The organism is Diaphorobacter sp. C33 (assembly GCF_030503915.1).
GTDB classification, from domain to species: Bacteria; Pseudomonadota; Gammaproteobacteria; order Burkholderiales; family Burkholderiaceae_C; genus Diaphorobacter; species Diaphorobacter nitroreducens.
Genome location: NZ_CP129980.1, coordinates 3,344,576 through 3,360,744, shown reverse-complemented (window position 1 = coordinate 3,360,744; position 16,169 = coordinate 3,344,576). Strand labels below are relative to the sequence as shown.

Annotated in this window: 20 protein-coding genes; 2 read left to right on the top strand and 18 right to left on the bottom strand. The window is 64.6% G+C overall.

Annotated elements, in window-relative coordinates; translation table 11 throughout:
• Positions 1-78: 78 nt before the first annotated feature.
• The 18 genes from secY to QY917_RS15765 form a co-directional block, all read right to left on the bottom strand.
• Positions 79-1,398, bottom strand: a complete 1,320-nt coding sequence (gene secY / locus QY917_RS15850; RefSeq protein ID WP_011803863.1) for a preprotein translocase subunit SecY — start codon at positions 1,396-1,398, stop codon at positions 79-81.
• Positions 1,399-1,421: 23 nt separating this feature from the next.
• Complete coding sequence (gene rplO / locus QY917_RS15845; protein ID WP_011803862.1) at positions 1,422-1,853, bottom strand: 50S ribosomal protein L15; 432 nt, start codon at positions 1,851-1,853, stop codon at positions 1,422-1,424.
• 10 nt (positions 1,854-1,863) lie between these two features.
• A complete protein-coding gene (gene rpmD / locus QY917_RS15840) occupies positions 1,864-2,046 on the bottom strand; it encodes a 50S ribosomal protein L30 (RefSeq protein ID WP_012655443.1) in 183 nt (60 codons plus the stop codon).
• Positions 2,047-2,060: 14 nt separating this feature from the next.
• On the bottom strand, positions 2,061-2,582 hold the full coding sequence (rpsE, locus tag QY917_RS15835) for a 30S ribosomal protein S5 (protein ID WP_011803860.1): 522 nt from the start codon (positions 2,580-2,582) through the stop codon (positions 2,061-2,063).
• A 17-nt stretch (positions 2,583-2,599) separates the two neighbouring features.
• On the bottom strand, positions 2,600-2,965 hold the full coding sequence (gene rplR, locus QY917_RS15830; protein WP_011803859.1) for a 50S ribosomal protein L18: 366 nt from the start codon (positions 2,963-2,965) through the stop codon (positions 2,600-2,602).
• An 11-nt stretch (positions 2,966-2,976) separates the two neighbouring features.
• On the bottom strand, positions 2,977-3,510 hold the full coding sequence (gene rplF / locus QY917_RS15825; protein ID WP_011803858.1) for a 50S ribosomal protein L6: 534 nt from the start codon (positions 3,508-3,510) through the stop codon (positions 2,977-2,979).
• 24 nt (positions 3,511-3,534) lie between these two features.
• Positions 3,535-3,930 carry a 30S ribosomal protein S8 gene (gene rpsH, locus QY917_RS15820; protein WP_011803857.1) on the bottom strand — a complete coding sequence of 132 codons (396 nt, stop codon included), beginning with the start codon at positions 3,928-3,930 and terminating at the stop codon, positions 3,535-3,537.
• Between the two features lie 20 nt (positions 3,931-3,950).
• On the bottom strand, positions 3,951-4,256 hold the full coding sequence (gene rpsN, locus QY917_RS15815; protein WP_011803856.1) for a 30S ribosomal protein S14: 306 nt from the start codon (positions 4,254-4,256) through the stop codon (positions 3,951-3,953).
• Positions 4,257-4,265: 9 nt separating this feature from the next.
• On the bottom strand, positions 4,266-4,805 hold the full coding sequence (gene rplE / locus QY917_RS15810) for a 50S ribosomal protein L5 (protein ID WP_011803855.1): 540 nt from the start codon (positions 4,803-4,805) through the stop codon (positions 4,266-4,268).
• 9 nt (positions 4,806-4,814) lie between these two features.
• The gene (gene rplX / locus QY917_RS15805; protein WP_011803854.1) at positions 4,815-5,135 is read right to left on the bottom strand and encodes a 50S ribosomal protein L24; all 321 of its coding nucleotides are present in this window, start codon (positions 5,133-5,135) and stop codon (positions 4,815-4,817) included.
• A gap of 10 nt (positions 5,136-5,145) precedes the next feature.
• On the bottom strand, positions 5,146-5,514 hold the full coding sequence (gene rplN, locus QY917_RS15800) for a 50S ribosomal protein L14 (RefSeq protein WP_011803853.1): 369 nt from the start codon (positions 5,512-5,514) through the stop codon (positions 5,146-5,148).
• Between the two features lie 191 nt (positions 5,515-5,705).
• Complete coding sequence (locus QY917_RS15795; protein ID WP_123674861.1) at positions 5,706-7,304, bottom strand: glycerol-3-phosphate dehydrogenase/oxidase; 1,599 nt, start codon at positions 7,302-7,304, stop codon at positions 5,706-5,708.
• Between the two features lie 101 nt (positions 7,305-7,405).
• A complete protein-coding gene (locus QY917_RS15790) occupies positions 7,406-9,139 on the bottom strand; it encodes an ABC transporter substrate-binding protein (RefSeq protein ID WP_123674860.1) in 1,734 nt (577 codons plus the stop codon).
• Between the two features lie 174 nt (positions 9,140-9,313).
• Positions 9,314-9,622, bottom strand: a complete 309-nt coding sequence (locus tag QY917_RS15785) for a DUF2160 domain-containing protein (RefSeq protein WP_011803850.1) — start codon at positions 9,620-9,622, stop codon at positions 9,314-9,316.
• Positions 9,623-9,634: 12 nt separating this feature from the next.
• Positions 9,635-10,447, bottom strand: a complete 813-nt coding sequence (locus QY917_RS15780; RefSeq protein WP_012655440.1) for a carbohydrate ABC transporter permease — start codon at positions 10,445-10,447, stop codon at positions 9,635-9,637.
• Complete coding sequence (locus QY917_RS15775; protein WP_123674859.1) at positions 10,440-11,336, bottom strand: carbohydrate ABC transporter permease; 897 nt, start codon at positions 11,334-11,336, stop codon at positions 10,440-10,442. The genes QY917_RS15780 and QY917_RS15775 overlap by 8 nt, the downstream gene beginning before the upstream one ends.
• Before the next feature lie 147 nt (positions 11,337-11,483).
• Positions 11,484-12,554, bottom strand: a complete 1,071-nt coding sequence (locus tag QY917_RS15770) for an ABC transporter ATP-binding protein (protein WP_123675231.1) — start codon at positions 12,552-12,554, stop codon at positions 11,484-11,486.
• A gap of 1 nt (position 12,555) precedes the next feature.
• The gene (locus QY917_RS15765) at positions 12,556-13,650 is read right to left on the bottom strand and encodes an ABC transporter ATP-binding protein (RefSeq protein WP_123674858.1); all 1,095 of its coding nucleotides are present in this window, start codon (positions 13,648-13,650) and stop codon (positions 12,556-12,558) included.
• Positions 13,651-13,844: 194 nt separating this feature from the next.
• Between QY917_RS15765 and QY917_RS15760 the strand changes: the two genes are divergently transcribed.
• Positions 13,845-14,612 (top strand): DeoR/GlpR family DNA-binding transcription regulator, encoded by a 768-nt coding sequence (locus tag QY917_RS15760; RefSeq protein WP_041838933.1) that lies wholly within the window; start codon positions 13,845-13,847, stop codon positions 14,610-14,612.
• A 49-nt stretch (positions 14,613-14,661) separates the two neighbouring features.
• The gene (gene glpK / locus QY917_RS15755) at positions 14,662-16,158 is read left to right on the top strand and encodes a glycerol kinase GlpK (RefSeq protein WP_123674857.1); all 1,497 of its coding nucleotides are present in this window, start codon (positions 14,662-14,664) and stop codon (positions 16,156-16,158) included.
• Positions 16,159-16,169: the final 11 nt, after the last annotated feature.

The window sequence follows — 16,169 nt, the reverse complement described above, 5'->3', positions numbered from 1 at the left end:
TGGATCGAAGGGCATCAATAAGCCGTTGCTTCTTGGCGAACCCGCGACTATAGCGCATTCGCCAAAGGCACACGGACATCAGGTACCTAATGTCGTCTTGAAGTTAGCCTTCTTCAGCAGCGATTCGTACTGCTGCGACATCATGTAGTTCTGTACCTGAGCCATGAAGTCCATCGTCACGACAACGATGATCAGCAACGACGTACCACCAAAATAGAACGGCACGTTGTACTTCAGGATCAGGAACTCGGGCAGCAAACACACGAAGGTGATGTAAACAGCCCCGGCCAGCGTCAGCCGCACCAGGATCTTGTCGATGTAGCGCGCGGTATGTTCACCCGGGCGGATGCCTGGAATGAATGCTCCGCTCTTCTTCAGGTTGTCTGCCGTTTCGCGGCTGTTGAAAACCAGAGCCGTGTAGAAGAAACAGAAGAAGATGATCGCCGCGGCGTAGAACATCACATAAACCGGCTGGCCAGGCGTCAGTGCCGCAGAAATATCACGCAACCACCGCATCGACTCTCCCGCGCTGAACCAATTCACAATGGTTGCAGGCAGCAGGATGATGGACGATGCAAAGATTGGAGGAATCACACCGGCCATGTTGAGCTTCAAAGGCAGATGGGAGGATTGCCCACCATAGACCTTGTTGCCCACCTGGCGCCGCGCATAGTTCACCAGTATCTTGCGCTGACCACGTTCGACGAAGACGACGAAGTACGTCACCAGTCCCACGACGATCACGATGAAGATGGCTGCCAGGATGCTCATCGCCCCCGTGCGCACCAGCTCCAACAGACCACCGATAGAACTGGGCAGACCCGCGGCGATACCGGCAAAAATCAGGATCGAAATACCGTTGCCCAGGCCGCGCTCAGTGATCTGTTCACCCAGCCACATCAGGAACATCGTGCCGGCGGTCAGGCTGACCACTGCCGTGAGCCGGAAGCCGAAGCCCGGACTCAACACGAGACCTGCGGAGCTCTCCAGAGCCACCGCAATACCCAGCGATTGGAAAATCGCCAAGCCCAACGTTCCATAACGGGTGTACTGCGTGATCTTGCGGCGCCCGGCCTCCCCTTCCTTCTTCAACTGCTCGAATGTGGGCACCACATAGGTCATCAGCTGCATGATGATCGATGCCGAGATGTACGGCATGATCCCCAGCGCGAAGACCGTGAAGCGCGAGAGCGCTCCACCCGAAAACATATTGAAAAGGTTGAGAATGCCGCCCTGCTGGCCACTGAACAACTGCTGCAGCTGCGCCGGGTCAATCCCAGGAACGGGAATGTGCGCGCCGATGCGGTACACAACCAACGCGAGCAGCAGAAAGACCAGACGCCGGCGTAGATCGCCAAACTTACCGGTTTTTGCCAGTTGAGCTGCGTTAGTAGCCACAGATGCCTTTCGTCAGAACCAGATCAGGCCAGGCTACCGCCGGCCGCTTCGATGGCAGCCTTGGCGCCAGCAGTTGCGGTGATTCCCGACAGCTTCACAGCCTTGGAAATCTCGCCACTCTTGATCACCTTGACCACCTTGGCCAGCTCGCCCACCAATCCTGCGTTCTTCAACGCCAGCACATCCACCTCAGCCAACCCCAGGTTTTCCAGGGCGGTCAAGGAGATTTCCGCATTGAACTTCAGCAGGTGCGATTTGAAGCCGCGCTTGGGCAGACGGCGCTGCAAAGGCATTTGACCGCCTTCGAAGCCCACCTTGTGGTACCCCCCGGAGCGGGACTTTTGTCCCTTGTGGCCACGGCCAGCGGTCTTGCCCAGGCCGGAACCAATGCCGCGACCAACGCGGCGCGCGGCGTGCTTGGCACCATCTGCGGGCTTGATGCTATTGAGTTCCATCATCAACCTCTCAGAGGACTTTGACCAGATAGCTGATCTTGTTAATCATGCCGCGCACTTCAGGCGTGTCCTTGAGTTCGCTGATGCTGTTGAGCTTGCGAAGACCCAGGCCACGAACGGTAGCGCGGTGCGATTCTTTGGTGCCAATCGGGCTGCGCACCAGTTGAATCTTGATGGTTTGTTGCGTTGTCATTGCACGCCTCCCTATCAGGCAGCGAAGAGGTCTTCGACCGTCTTACCGCGCTTAGCGGCCACTTCGGCCGGCGTAGTGGAATTGGTCAGGGCGTCAAACGTGGCGCGAACCATGTTGTAAGGGTTGGACGAACCGTGGCTCTTGGCCACGATATCGGTAATGCCCATCACCTCGAACACGGCGCGCATCGGGCCGCCAGCGATGATGCCGGTACCCTTGGGGGCCGGGGCCATCATCACCACGGCTGCGCCGTGGTGGCCCGTCACGTTGTGGTGAATGGTGCCGTTCTTCAGCGACACCTTCACCATGTTGCGACGTGCCTCTTCCATGGCCTTTTGCACGGCGGCGGGCACTTCCTTGGACTTACCCTTGCCCATGCCCACGCGGCCGTCACCATCGCCAACCACCGTCAGCGCAGCGAAGCCCAGAATGCGGCCACCCTTCACGACTTTGGTCACGCGGTTGACCGCGATCATTTTTTCGCGCAGACCGTCGTCCTGACCTTCGCTCTGTACCTTGGGTTGAAATTTAGCCATTTTGTATTCCGCTCCGCTTAGAACTGCAGGCCGGCTTCACGGGCTGCATCGGCCAGGGCCTTCACGCGGCCGTGGTATGCAAAACCTGCACGATCAAATGCAACCTTCTCGACACCGGCCGCCTTCGCCTTCTCAGCGATGCGCTTGCCGATGATCTGGGCTGCAGCGGCGTTGCCACCCTTGCCCGAGCCACCGAGCGACTTGCGCACATCGGCTTCGGCCGTGGATGCGCTGGCCAGCACCTTGCTGCCATCGCCGGAGATCACACTGGCGTAGATATGGAGATTCGTACGATTGACCGTCAGACGCGCGACACCTTGCTGGGCAATGCGGATGCGGGTCTGGCGGGCACGACGAAGACGCTGCTCTTTTTTGGTCAACATGCTGCAGCTCCTTACTTCTTCTTGGTCTCTTTGATCGTGACTTTTTCGTCCGCGTAGCGGATACCCTTGCCCTTATAGGGCTCGGGCGGACGAACGGCACGGATCTCGGCGGCCAGCTGGCCCACCACTTGGCGGTCAGCACCCTTGATCACGATTTCGGTGGGCGTCGGCGTGGCAACGGTGATGCCGGTGGGCATCTCGAAGTTCACGGGATGCGAAAAACCGATGGCCAGGTTCAGCTTGTTGCCGGAGGCTGCTGCCTTGAAGCCCACGCCGATCAGCGTCAACTTCTTCTCAAAGCCCTTGCTCACACCGACCACCATGTTGTTCACCAACTGGCGCACGGTGCCGCTCATGGCATTGGCTTCACGCGAGTCGTTGACCGGCTCAAAGCTCAGCTTGCCTTCGTTGTTAGACACCTTCACCAGCGCGTTCTGCGCCAGCGACAGCACGCCGCCAGCACCCTTGACACTGATCTGGTCGTCCTTGATGGACACATCCACGCCTGCGGGGATGCTTACCGGGGATTTACCTACACGGGACATTTCAGTCTTCTCCTCAATGCCACGTTAAGCGACGTAGCAAAGCACCTCGCCACCGACACCGGTAGCGCGCGCCTTGCGGTCGGTCATCACACCCTTGGGCGTCGTGACAATTGCCACACCCAGGCCGTTCATGACTTGCGGAATGGAACCACAGCCCTTGTACACGCGCAGGCCGGGACGGCTGACGCGTTCGATGCGCTCGATCACCGGGCGACCGGCGTAGTACTTCAGGGTGATTTCGAGTTCAGTCTTGCCGCTCTCGGACTTCACTTCGAAGCCGTCGATGTAACCCTCGTCCTTCAGCACCTGGGCGATGGCAACCTTCACTTTGGAAGAAGGTACCGACACGGTGGCCTTGGACACCATTTGTGCGTTGCGGATGCGGGTCAGCAAGTCAGCGATGGGATCACTCATGCTCATGTTGTATCTCTCCTGCCTGCTTACCAGCTGGCCTTGGTGACACCGGGGATGTCACCGGCAAATGCCAGTTCACGGATCTTTGCGCGACCCAGACCGAATTGACGGAAAGTGCCACGGGGACGACCGGTGATTTCGCAGCGGTTACGCTGGCGCGTGGGGTTGGCGTTGCGAGGCAGTTTCTGCAGGCCCAGACGGGCCGCTTCGCGCTCTTCGTCGCTGCGCTTGGCATCGCCGGCAATCGCCTTCAGTTCCGCGTACTTGGCGGCGTACTTGGCGGCCAGTTTTTCGCGCTTCAGTTCGCGCTGGATCAAAGCTACTTTAGCCATACGCTGCCTTTAGTTCTTGAACGGGAAACGGAAAGCCGTGAGAAGCGCCTTGGCTTCTTCGTCGGTCTTGGCCGTCGTGGTGATGCTGATATTGAGGCCGCGCAAGGCATCCACCTTGTCGTACTCGATCTCAGGGAAAATGATCTGCTCTTTGACGCCGATGTTGTAGTTGCCACGGCCGTCGAATGCGCGACCGGAGATACCACGGAAGTCGCGCACGCGGGGCAGCGCGATCGTCACGAAGCGATCCAGGAATTCGTACATCTGCGCACCGCGCAGCGTCACCATGCAGCCAATGGCCTGGCCTTCGCGGATCTTGAAACCGGCGATAGCCTTCTTGGCCTTGGTCACCACGGGCTTCTGACCAGCGATCTTGGTCAGGTCCGCCACGGCGTTGTCCATGATCTTTTTATCCGCCACGGCCTCGCTCACGCCCATGTTGAGCGTGATCTTGGTCAGACGGGGAACCTGCATGGGCGAGGTGTAACCGAACTGCTTGACCAGTTCGGGGGCGATCTTGTCGCGGTAGATTTCTTGCAGTCGTGCCATGTGGACTCCTTAGGCAGCCTTGATTTCGGCGCCGCTGGACTTGAACACGCGAACACGCGTGCCGTCGGCCTGCACCTTGATGCCCACGCGGTCAGCCTTGCCGGTAGCGGCATTGAAAATGGCCACGTTGGATTGGTGGATGGGCATGGCCTTTTCCACGATGCCGCCAGTCGTACCCTTCATGGGGTTCGGCTTGACATGCTTCTTGACCAAGTTAATGCCTTCGATGACCAGATGAGAGTCATCCTTGCGCAGCGACACCGTGCCGCGCTTACCCTTGTCGCGCCCGGTGAGCACGATGACTTCGTCGCCCTTGCGGATCTTGTTCATGGCGCGTCCTTTAGAGAACTTCGGGAGCCAGGGACACGATCTTCATGAAGCGCTCGGTACGCAGTTCACGCGTCACGGGGCCGAAGATGCGGGTGCCGATGGGCTCCAGCTTGGAATTGAGCAACACTGCTGCATTGCCGTCGAACTTCACGAGCGAACCGTCGCCGCGGCGGATACCCTTCGCCGTACGCACAACCACTGCGCTGTAGACCTCGCCCTTCTTGACGCGGCCACGCGGAGCAGCTTCCTTCACGCTCACCTTGATGATGTCGCCAACGCTGGCATAGCGACGCTTGGAACCGCCCAGCACCTTGATGCACAGGACGGACTTCGCGCCGGTATTGTCGGCAACGTCTAACCGAGATTCTGTTTGGATCATTTCAATATTCCCAACTTGCACCAGCGGTCGAATGCCCCGAAGCCTTTCAAGGCGGCCGACCTGCCAGTCAGTCTTGGGCCCGTCGTCCACGCCGCAAACCATTTGCGGCGCTTCCCGCTGGGCAGAAACCTCGCGCACTTAACGCGAAGCCTGGTAGTATCGCAAACTTAAAACCGGGCGTCAAGCGCTTTTTATGCCGGCACCGTGGCGTAGTGTGCGGCCAACTCCAGGAACGCGGGCAGCTGCGGGTCCTGGCCGGGGATTTCCTCGCGCAGGATGTCCGCCACGCGCGGCGCCAGCGCGGCCGCCAGGCGCGCATCGAGAAACAGCACGCGCGAGCGCCGCGCGAGCACGTCCTCCACGGTGCGTGCGTACTCATGGCGCGCGGCAAAGCGCACCATGGCCTCGCTGAGCCCTTCGGCCAGTTGCACCTGCGAACCCGGAAGGGCTTGCACCCGTGCGGCCTCGTCACCGTAGGAATGCAGACCCTGGGGCGCGTTCATTCCCTGTCGCTCCCGGGTGGCACCGGCTCCTACCAGGGGCAGCGCAACGGTGATCCCGCCCGGGCGGCGCGGCAGCAGGTGTTCGTCCATGCACTTGAGCAGTACATCCTCGGCCATGGCGCGGTAGGTGGTCCACTTGCCGCCAGTCACGGTGACCAGCCCGCTGCGGCTGGCCAGCACGGTGTGTTCCCGGCTGATGCTCTTGGTGGCGGCGGCGTCTTCATCCGAGGGCTTGACCAAGGGACGCAGGCCCACCCAAATGCTGCGCACATCGCTCGCCTGGGGGGCGCGCCGCAGGTAGCGCGCCGATTCCCCCAGGATGAAGGCCACTTCCTCCCGCATGGCCTGGGGCTCGCGCGCCAGATCCTGGCGTGGGCTGTCGGTCGTGCCCAAAATCACCTTGCCCAGCCAGGGCACCGCAAACAGCACCCGCCCGTCGGCCGTCTTGGGCACCATCAGCGCATGGTCGGAGGGCAAAAACTCGCGGTCCACCACGATATGCACCCCCTGGCTGGGCGCCACCATGGGCTTGGCGGGCTGGCCACTCACATCACCGTCGCGCTGGCGCAGGGCGTCCACCCACACGCCGGTGGCGTTGACCACGCAGCGCGCGCGCACCTCGTAGCGCTGCCCGGTCTCGGCATCCTGGCAAACCACGCCCGCCACCTTCCCCCCGTCGTACAACAGGTCGTCCACGGGGCAGTAGTTGAGCAGCAGGGCCCCCCGCTGCGCGGCGGTACGCGCCAGGGCCAGGGCCAGTCGGGCGTCGTCGAACTGCCCGTCCCAATACTTCACGCCGCCCTTGAGCCCGTCGGCCATGGCCGTGGGCAGGCAGCGCAGGGTTTCCATGCGCCCAAGGAATTCGGTAGGCCCCAGGCCCGCCTTGCCGGCCAGGGCGTCGTACATCTTCAGTCCCACACCGTAGAACGGCGTTTCCCACACCTTGTAAGAAGGCATGACGAATGCCAACGGCTGCGCCAGATGGGGGGCGTTGCGCAACAGCGTGGTGCGCTCGTGCAGCGCCTCGCGCACCAGGGCGATGTTGCCCTGCGCGAGGTAGCGCACGCCGCCGTGTACCAGCTTGGTGGCACGCGAGGAGGTGCCCTTGGCGAAGTCGTGCGATTCCAGCAGCACGACGGAAAAGCCGCGCGCCGCCGCATCGAGCGCCACCCCCAGGCCCGTCGCCCCACCTCCGACGACCGCCAGGTCGTAGGTCACGGGTTGAGCCAGGCGGGCCAGCAGGTCGGCCCGTACGGTTGCCAAAGGGGTGGAGGTGTCGCTAGTCATAAGGGGAATGGTCCGTAACCCTGGCGGAAAAATCAGGGTTTACCCTGAATTGTGACCCGATCCGCGGGATGGGCCCGGCGAAGGGCCCATCCGCTGCGGCATCAACGCACCTTGCCGTCCTTCCAGGCCTGCAGCAGGGTGTTGTAGTTGATGGTTTCGCCCTTGGGCTTTTCATTGGCGAGCTTCTTCCAGGGCGCGTGCTGGTCGCTCAGCCACTTGGCCGGGTCACCCTTGGCGTTCAGCTTGGGCGCGCAGCGCTCCATGCCGGCGCGCTGCAGGCGGGCCATCACCTGGTCCATCTCGTCAGCCAGTGTGTCCATGGCTGCCTGCGGGGTCTTCTCGCCCGTGACGGCCTGGGCCACGTTCTTCCACCACAGCTGCGCCAGCTTGGGGTAGTCGGGCACGTTGGTGCCGGTGGGAGACCAGGCCACGCGCGCCGGGCTGCGGTAGAACTCGACCAGGCCGCCCAGCTTGGGCGCCATGTCGGTCATGGCCTTGGAGCGGATGTCGGACTCGCGGATCGGCGTCAGGCCGACGACGGTCTTCTTCAGCGACGTGCTCTTGGCCGTCACGAACTGGGCGTAGAGCCACGCGGCGGCCAGGCGGTCGGGGTTGTGGTCCTTGAAGAAGGTCCAGCTGCCCACGTCCTGGTAGCCGTTTTGCATGCCCTGCTTCCAGTACGGGCCGTTGGGACCGGGGGCCATGCGCCACTTGGGCGTGCCGTCGGCGTTGACCACGGGCAGGCCGGGTTTGGTCATGTCGGCGGTGAAGGCGGTGTACCAGAAGATCTGCTGCGCGATCTGGCCCTGGGCGGGCACGGGGCCGGCCTCGCCGAAGGTCATGCCCATGGCTTCCTTGGGCGCGTACTTCTTCATCCAGTCCACGTACTTGGTGAGCGCGTAGACGGCGGCCGGCGAGTTGGTCGCGCCGCCACGGGCCACGCTGGCGCCCACCGGGGTGCACTTGTCGTCGGCCACGCGGATGCCCCATTCGTCGATGGGCAGGCCGTTGGGCGTGCCGATGTCGGCGCTGCCGGCCATGGACAGCCAGGCGTCGGTGAAGCGCCAGCCCAGCGACGGGTCCTTCTTGCCGTAGTCCATGTGGCCGTAGATCGGCTTGCCGTCGATGTTCTTCACATCGTTGGTGAAGAACTCGGCGATGTCCTCATAGGCGCTCCAGTTCAGCGGCACGCCCAGGTCGTAGCCGTACTTGGCCTTGAACTTGTCCTTCAAGTCCTTGCGGTCGAACAGGTCGGCGCGGAACCAGTACAGGTTGGCGAACTGCTGGTCGGGCAGCTGGTACAGCTTGCCGTCCGGGGCGGTGGTGAACTTGGTGCCGATGAAGTCCTGCAGGTCCAGGCCGGGGTTGGTGTAGTCCTTGCCCGGGCCGGCCATGTAGTCGGACAGGTTCAGGATCTTGCCGTAGCGGTAGTGGGTGCCGATGAGGTCGGAGTCGCTGATCCAGCCGTCATAGATGGACTTGCCCGACTGCATGGAGGTCTGCAGCTTCTCGACCACGTCGCCTTCCTGGATCAGGTCGTGCTTGACCTGGATGCCCGTGATCTCGCTGAAGGCCTTGGCCAGGGTCTTGGATTCGTACTCGTGCGTGGTGATGGTCTCGGAGACCACCGCGATCTCCTTCACGCCCTTGGCCTGCAGCTTCTTGGCCGCGTCGATGAACCACTTCATCTCGGCCATCTGCTGGTCTTTGCTCAGCGTGGAGGGCTGGAACTCGCTGTCGATCCACTTCTTGGCCTCGGCCTCGCCGGCCCAGGCTGCCTGCCCCAGCGCCAGCGCCGCGGCGGCGAACGCGATCGCCTTGAACTGCATCTTCATTGCTGTCTCCTCACAAGAACGCTCCCCGGGGGTTGGATGGGCGCCGGTGCCGGGGGAGAGTCGGCTGGCCCCTTTTATAAAAATGTGAGCTACTGGCGCTTTTTGTTATTGGGTTTTAGATAGTTTTCTATCTCAAACCGCCGTAAATCAAGCGCAAGCAGCTATCTTTTTTGACTACCCTTTGCGCAGCACCAGCGCCAGCACCAGCATGGACAGCACGAAGCTGATCCACACCGAGGGCTCGGCCTCCAGCGAGAACCACTGCGCCATCTTCTCGCCCAGGCCCACCCAGGCCAGGTTGATGTACGCGGCGGTGAGCAGGCCGATGAACAGCCGGTCGCCGCGCGTGGTGGTCATGGGCAGGAAGCCCTTGCGCTCCACCGTGGGGGATTGGATTTCCCACACCGTCATGCCGATCAGCATGAGCACGATGCAGGTGAAGAACACCGCCACCGGGGTGGTCCAGGCCATCCAGTCAAACATTGCCCGCCCTCCTCAAACACGGCCCATCGCGAACCCCTTCGCGATGTAGTGGCGCACGAACCAGATCACGATGGCGCCCGGCACGATGGTCAGCACGCCGGCAGCGGCCAGCGTCGCCCAGTCCATGCCGCTGGCACTCACGGTGCGCGTCATGGTGGCCACGATGGGCTTGGCATTCACGCTGGTGAGCGTGCGTGCCAAGAGCAATTCCACCCACGAAAACATGAAGCAGAAGAACGCTGCCACGCCCACGCCCGCCTTGATCAGCGGCAGGAAGATGGTGAGGAAAAAGCGCGGAAAGCTGTAGCCATCGATGTACGCCGTCTCGTCGATCTCGCGCGGGATGCCGCTCATGAAGCCTTCCAGGATCCACACCGCCAGCGGCACGTTGAACAGCAGGTGCGCCAGCGCCACGGCGATGTGCGTGTCCATCAGCCCCACGGTGGTGTAGAGCTGGAAGAACGGCAGCAGGAACACGGCCGGCGGCGTCATGCGGTTGGTCAACAGCCAGAAGAACACGTGCTTGTCGCCCAGGAACTGGTAGCGGCTGAACGCATAGGCCGCGGGCAGCGCCACGGTGAGCGAGATCACCGTGTTGATGGCCACGTAGATCAGGCTGTTGATGTAGCCCGAGTACCAGCTCTCGTCGGTGAAGATGGTCTGGTAGTTGGCCCAGGTGAAGTGCTGGGGCCACAGCGAGAAGCTCGACAGGATCTCCTCGTTGGTCTTGAAGCTCATGTTGACCATCCAGTAGATGGGCAGCACGGCGAACACCAGGTAGGCGATCAGGAACAGTGTGCGTTTCTGGAAGCGGGGCTCATTCATGGCCGGCACCCTCCTTCGGCGTGGTGCCCACGCGCTGCATCCAGTTGTAGAGGATGAAGCACAGCAGCAGGATGATGAGGAAGTAGATCAGCGAGAACGCCGCCGCCGGCCCCAGGTCGAACTGGCCCACGGCCTTTTGCGTGAGGTACTGGCTGAGGAAGGTGGTCGCGTTGCCCGGCCCGCCGCCCGTGAGCACGAAAGGCTCGGTGTAGATCATGAAGCTGTCCATGAAGCGCAGCAGCACGGCGATCATCAGCACGCCGCGCATCTTGGGCAGCTGGATGTAGCGGAACACGGCGAACTTGCTCGCACCGTCGATGCGCGCGGCCTGGTAGTACGCGTCGGGAATGCTGCGCAGCCCCGCGAAGCACAGGAGCGCCACCAGCGGTGTCCAATGCCACACGTCCATGGCCAGCACGGTGAGCCAGGCGTGGGTGGCGTTGCCGGTGTAGCTGTAGTCGAAGCCGATGGCCTCGAACGCCGCGCCCAGCAGGCCGATGTCCGAGCGGCCAAAGATCTGCCAGATGGTGCCCACCACGTTCCACGGGATCAAGAGCGACAGCGCCACGATGACCAGCACCGCCGACGACTTCCAGCCCTGCGCGGGCATGCTGAGCGCCAGCAGGATGCCCAGTGGAATTTCCACCAGCAGCACCGCCAGTGAGAACGTGAGCTGGCGCAGCAACGCGCCGTGCAGTTCCTCGTCGCGCAGCACGGCGGCGAACCATTCCGTGCCCACGAACACGCGGCGCTCGGGGCTGATGATGTCTTGCACCGAGTAGTTCACCACCGTCATCAAGGGCAGGATGGCCGAGAAGGCCACGCACAGAATCACCGGCAGCACCAGGAACCAGGCCTTCTGGTTCACGGGTTTGGTCGTACTACTCATGGCAGTGCTCCAGGGCGTGGGCATTGCCTGCGACGCGCACCACTGGTGCGGCGCAGACGGCGGAGCGCCCAGCAAGGGCCGCTCCGCAGCAAAGGGCGCCGTCCCCCTTCCAGGGGGAAGCCGCGCAGCGGCTCAGGGGGTAGCCATTCATGGCAGCAGCTCCTCGTTCTTGTAGAAGCAGGTGTGCTCGCCCAGCACCTGCAGCCAGACCGCCTCGCCCGGCGCGGGCAGCGCCTGCTCGGGCGCGAAGCGGGCCTTGAGGGACTGACCCTCTACGGTGGCCGTGAGCATCTGGTGCGTGCCCACGTCCTGCACGCGCGCCACGGTGCAGCGCAACGCACCGGGCGCATGCGCGTCGGCCAGGGCCAGGTATTCGGGGCGCACGCCCAGTTGCACAGTGCCCTCCGGCAGCGCACGCGGCAGGGCCCAGCGCTGCGCGGCCACGGTGATCTCGCCGCCCTGCACCTGCGCGGGCAGGAAGTTCATGCCCGGCGAGCCGATGAAGTGGCCCACGAAGGCGTGCTGCGGGCGCTCGAACAGATCGCCCGGCGTGCCCATCTGCACCACGCGCCCGCGCGTCATCACCACCACCTGGTCGGCGAAGGTGAGTGCCTCCACCTGGTCGTGCGTCACGTAGATCAGCGTGAGCTTGAGCTCATGGTGGATCTGCTTGAGCTTACGGCGCAGTTGCCACTTGAGGTGCGGGTCGATCACCGTGAGCGGCTCGTCGAACAGCACGGCCGCGACGTCCTCGCGCACCAGGCCGCGGCCCAGCGAGATCTTCTGCTTGGCGTCGGCCGACAGGCCGGCCGCGCGCTGGTCGAGCTGGCCGCTCATCTCCAGCATCTCGGCGATTTTCCCCACGCGCTGGCGGATGTGCGCCTCAGGCACCTTGCGGTTCTTCAGCGGGAAGGCCAGGTTCTCGGCCACCGTCATGGTGTCGTAGATCACCGGGAACTGGAACACCTGGGCGATGTTGCGCTCCTGCGGGCTCGCGCGCGTGACGTCGCGGCCGTCAAACCGCACCTGCCCCTGCGAGGGCACGAGCAGGCCGGACATGATGTTCAGCATGGTGGTCTTGCCACAGCCCGAGGGGCCCAGCAGCGCGTAGGCGCCGCCGTCGTCGAAGACCATGTCCAGCGGCAGCAGCGCGTAGTCGCTGTCCTGCTGCGGGCGGTGTTTGTAGGAATGCGCCAGGTTGAGCTCGATGCGCGCCATGTCAGTGCCCTCCCTGCGCGCGTTCCGAGGCGCGTACGGGCGCCAGGGCCAGCGCGCCATCGGCGCCGAACACATAGGCCTGCGCCGGATCGAGGTACAGCGTGACGGCGCTGCCCAGTTCCAGATAGTGCACGCCCGTGACCTGCGCCACCAGCGCGCCCCAGGGCGTGGCGGCGTGCACGAAAGTGTCGGAGCCGGAGATCTCCGCCAGCTCCACCACGCCCTGTACCGCCACGTCGCCCGCGCGCTGGGCCAGCCGCAGGGCACTGGCGCGCAGGCCCACCGTGAGCGTGCCGCCCGCAGGGGCCTGCAGCGGCTGGCGCAGGGCCAGCACGCTGCCACCCGCCAGCTGCACGCCGCCGGGCACGGGCTGCGCGGGCAGCAGGTTCATGGGCGGATCGCTGAAGGCGCGTGCCACGCGCAGCGAGCGCGGCGCGTGGAACACCTCGGCCGTGGGGCCGTACTGCAGCAGCTCACCCTCGTGCAGCACAGCGGTGTAGCCGCCCAGCAGCAGCGCCTCGCCCGGTTCGGTGGTGGCGTAGACCACGGTAGAGCCGCCGGCGGCGAACAGTTGCGACAGTTCCTCGCGCAACTCCTCGCGCAGCTTGTAGTCCAGGTTGACCAGGGGCTCGTCCAGCAGCATCAGCGGGGCGCCCTTGGCCAGTGCGCGCGCCAGCGCCACGCGCTGCTGCTGCCCGCCCGACAGCTCGGACGGCAGCCGATCGAGGAAAGGCGTGATGTGCAGCCGCTCGGCCAGTTCGCGCACGCGCGCGGCCACGTTCTTGTCGCCGCGCAGCTTGAGCGGCGAGGCGATGTTGTCCGCCACCGTGAGCGACGGGTAGTTGATGAACTGCTGGTACACCATGGCCACGTTGCGCTCACGCACGGGCACGCCGGTGACGTCCACGCCGTCCACACGCACGCGGCCCTCGGTGGGCCGATCCAGCCCGGCCATGATGCGCATCAGGCTGGTCTTGCCCGCCTGCGTGGCCCCCAGCAGCACGGTCACGGCGTCGCTGTGCAGCCGCAGGTCCATGCCATGCAGCCACACCTGCGGGCCGACCCGCTTGGTGATGCCGTCCAAAATCAGCTCCATGCGCGCTCCTCGCCTCCCCTGTGGCAGCGGGGTGCCAGGCGTCCGCACGCCTGCCACTCCCGACAAAATCTTCGTATTCATTCATTTTTGTTCTTTTGTGATCGAAACGAATCAAGGTTTACCCTTGTTCGATTCCTTTTTGTTCGTTTTAAAGTGCATCCCGCCCCACTGACATGCCCGCCCCAGCGCCGCCCGTGAACACCAACCCCCGCCAACTCCAGTTGCTCGATGAAGTCCGCCTGCGCAAGTCGCTGAGCGTGGAGCAGTTGGCCGACATCCTGGGCGTGACGCTGCAGACCGTGCGCCGCGACGTACAGCGCCTGGCCGAACTGGGCCTGGTCAGCCGCTTTCATGGCGGGGTACGCATGCCCAGCTCCACCGTGGAGAACCTGGCCTATACCCAGCGCGAGGCGCTGAACTCCACGGGCAAGGCGCGCATCGCACGCGCCGTGGCCGCGCAGGTGCCCGACAACTGTTCGCTGATCCTGAACATCGGCACCACCACCGAAGCCATTGCCAAGGCGCTGCTGCACCACAAGGGCCTGCGCGTGCTGACCAACAACCTGAACGTGGCCGCCATCCTGTGCGCCAACCCCGACTGCGAGGTGATCGTGGCCGGCGGCGTGGTGCGCAAGCGCGACCGCGCCATCGTGGGCGAGGCGGCGGTGGACTTCATCCGCCAGTTCCGCGTGGACATCGCGCTCATCGGCATCTCCGGCATCGAGCCCGACGGCTCGCTGCGCGACTACGACATGCGCGAGGTGAAGGTCGCGCAGACCATCATCGAACACGCGCGCGAGGTCTGGCTGGCCGCCGACCACACCAAGTTCAACCGCCCGGCCATGGTGCAGCTGGCGCAGCTCGCGCAGATCGACCGGCTGTTCACCGACGCGCCGCCGCCCGAGCCCTTCCCGGCCCTGCTGCACGAGGCCGGCGTGCAATGCACCGTGGCTGCCGCATGAGAGGCCCTCCCGGCGACTGAACAGCGCCCCAACACGTTACGCTCCGCCCATGACCTACCTGCTCGCACTCGACCAAGGCACCTCCAGCTCCCGCAGCATCGTGTTCGACGAACGTGGCCGCATCGTGGCCCAGGCGCAGCGCGAGCTGCCGCAGATCTATCCCCGCCCCGGCTGGGTGGAACATGACCCGCGCGAGATCTGGCGCACGCAGCTCGCCACCGCGCAGGACGCGCTGCGCGAGGCGCGCATCACCGCGCAGGACGTGCGCGCCCTGGGCATCACCAACCAGCGCGAGACCACCGTGCTGTGGAACCGCCGCACCGGCCAGCCCGTGCACCACGCCATCGTCTGGCAGGACCGGCGCGCCGAGCCCGCCTGCGCGCAACTGCGCGAACAGGGCCATGCCGCCGCCATCCAGGCCAAGACGGGCCTGCTGATCGACGCCTACTTCTCCGGCACCAAGCTGCAGTGGCTGCTGGACCACGTGCCCGGCGCGCGCGACGCGGCCGAGGCCGGCGAGCTGGCCTTCGGCACCGTGGACAGCTGGCTCATCTGGCAGCTCACCGGCGGCAAGCGCCATGTCACCGACGTGAGCAACGCCAGCCGCACCATGCTGTTCAACGTGCACACCAACCAGTGGGACGATGAGCTGCTGCAGCTTTTGCGCATCCCGCGCGCGCTGATGCCCGAGGTGCTGCCATCGGCCAGCGACTTCGGCGCCACCGACGCGGCGCTGCTGGGCGGCCCGATCGCCATCGGCGGCGTGGCGGGCGATCAGCAAAGCGCGCTCTTCGGCCAGGCGTGCTTCACCGCCGGCATGGCCAAGAACACCTACGGCACGGGTTGTTTCATGCTCATGCACACCGGCAGCCGCTTTCAGAAAAGCGAGAACGGCCTGCTCACCACCAGCGCGGCGCAAGCCAGCCGATCGCCCGAGTACGCCATGGAAGGCAGCGTGTTCGTGGGCGGCGCCGTGGTGCAGTGGCTGCGCGACGGGCTGCGCGCCATCTCGGCCAGCTCCGAGGTGCAGGCGCTGGCCGAAAGCGTGCCCGACTCGGGCGGCGTGATGATGGTGCCTGCCTTCACCGGGCTGGGCGCGCCCTACTGGAAGCCCGACGCGCGCGGCACCATCACCGGCCTCACGCGCGGCACCACCATCGCGCACATCGCGCGCGCCGCGCTCGAATCCATTGCCTACCAGAGCGCCGCGCTGCTGGCCGCCATGAGCCGCGACGCCGTGGCCGCAGGCGGCGCCCCGGTGAGCGAGCTGCGCGTGGACGGCGGCGCCTGCGTGAACGACCTGCTGATGCAGTTCCAGGCCGACCTGCTGGGCATTCCCGTGGTGCGCCCCGCCGTGGTGGAGACCACCGCCCTGGGCGCCGCCTACCTGGCGGGCCTGGCGAGCGGCGTGTATGCCAGCACCGACGAGCTGTCTGCCCTGTGGCAAGCCGAGCGGCGCTTTACCCCCACCCTGCCGCGCAGCCAGGCCGAGGCGTTGATGGCGCGTTGGGAGCACGCCGTCGCGCAGGCCGTGCTACCCGGTTGACGTAAAAACCA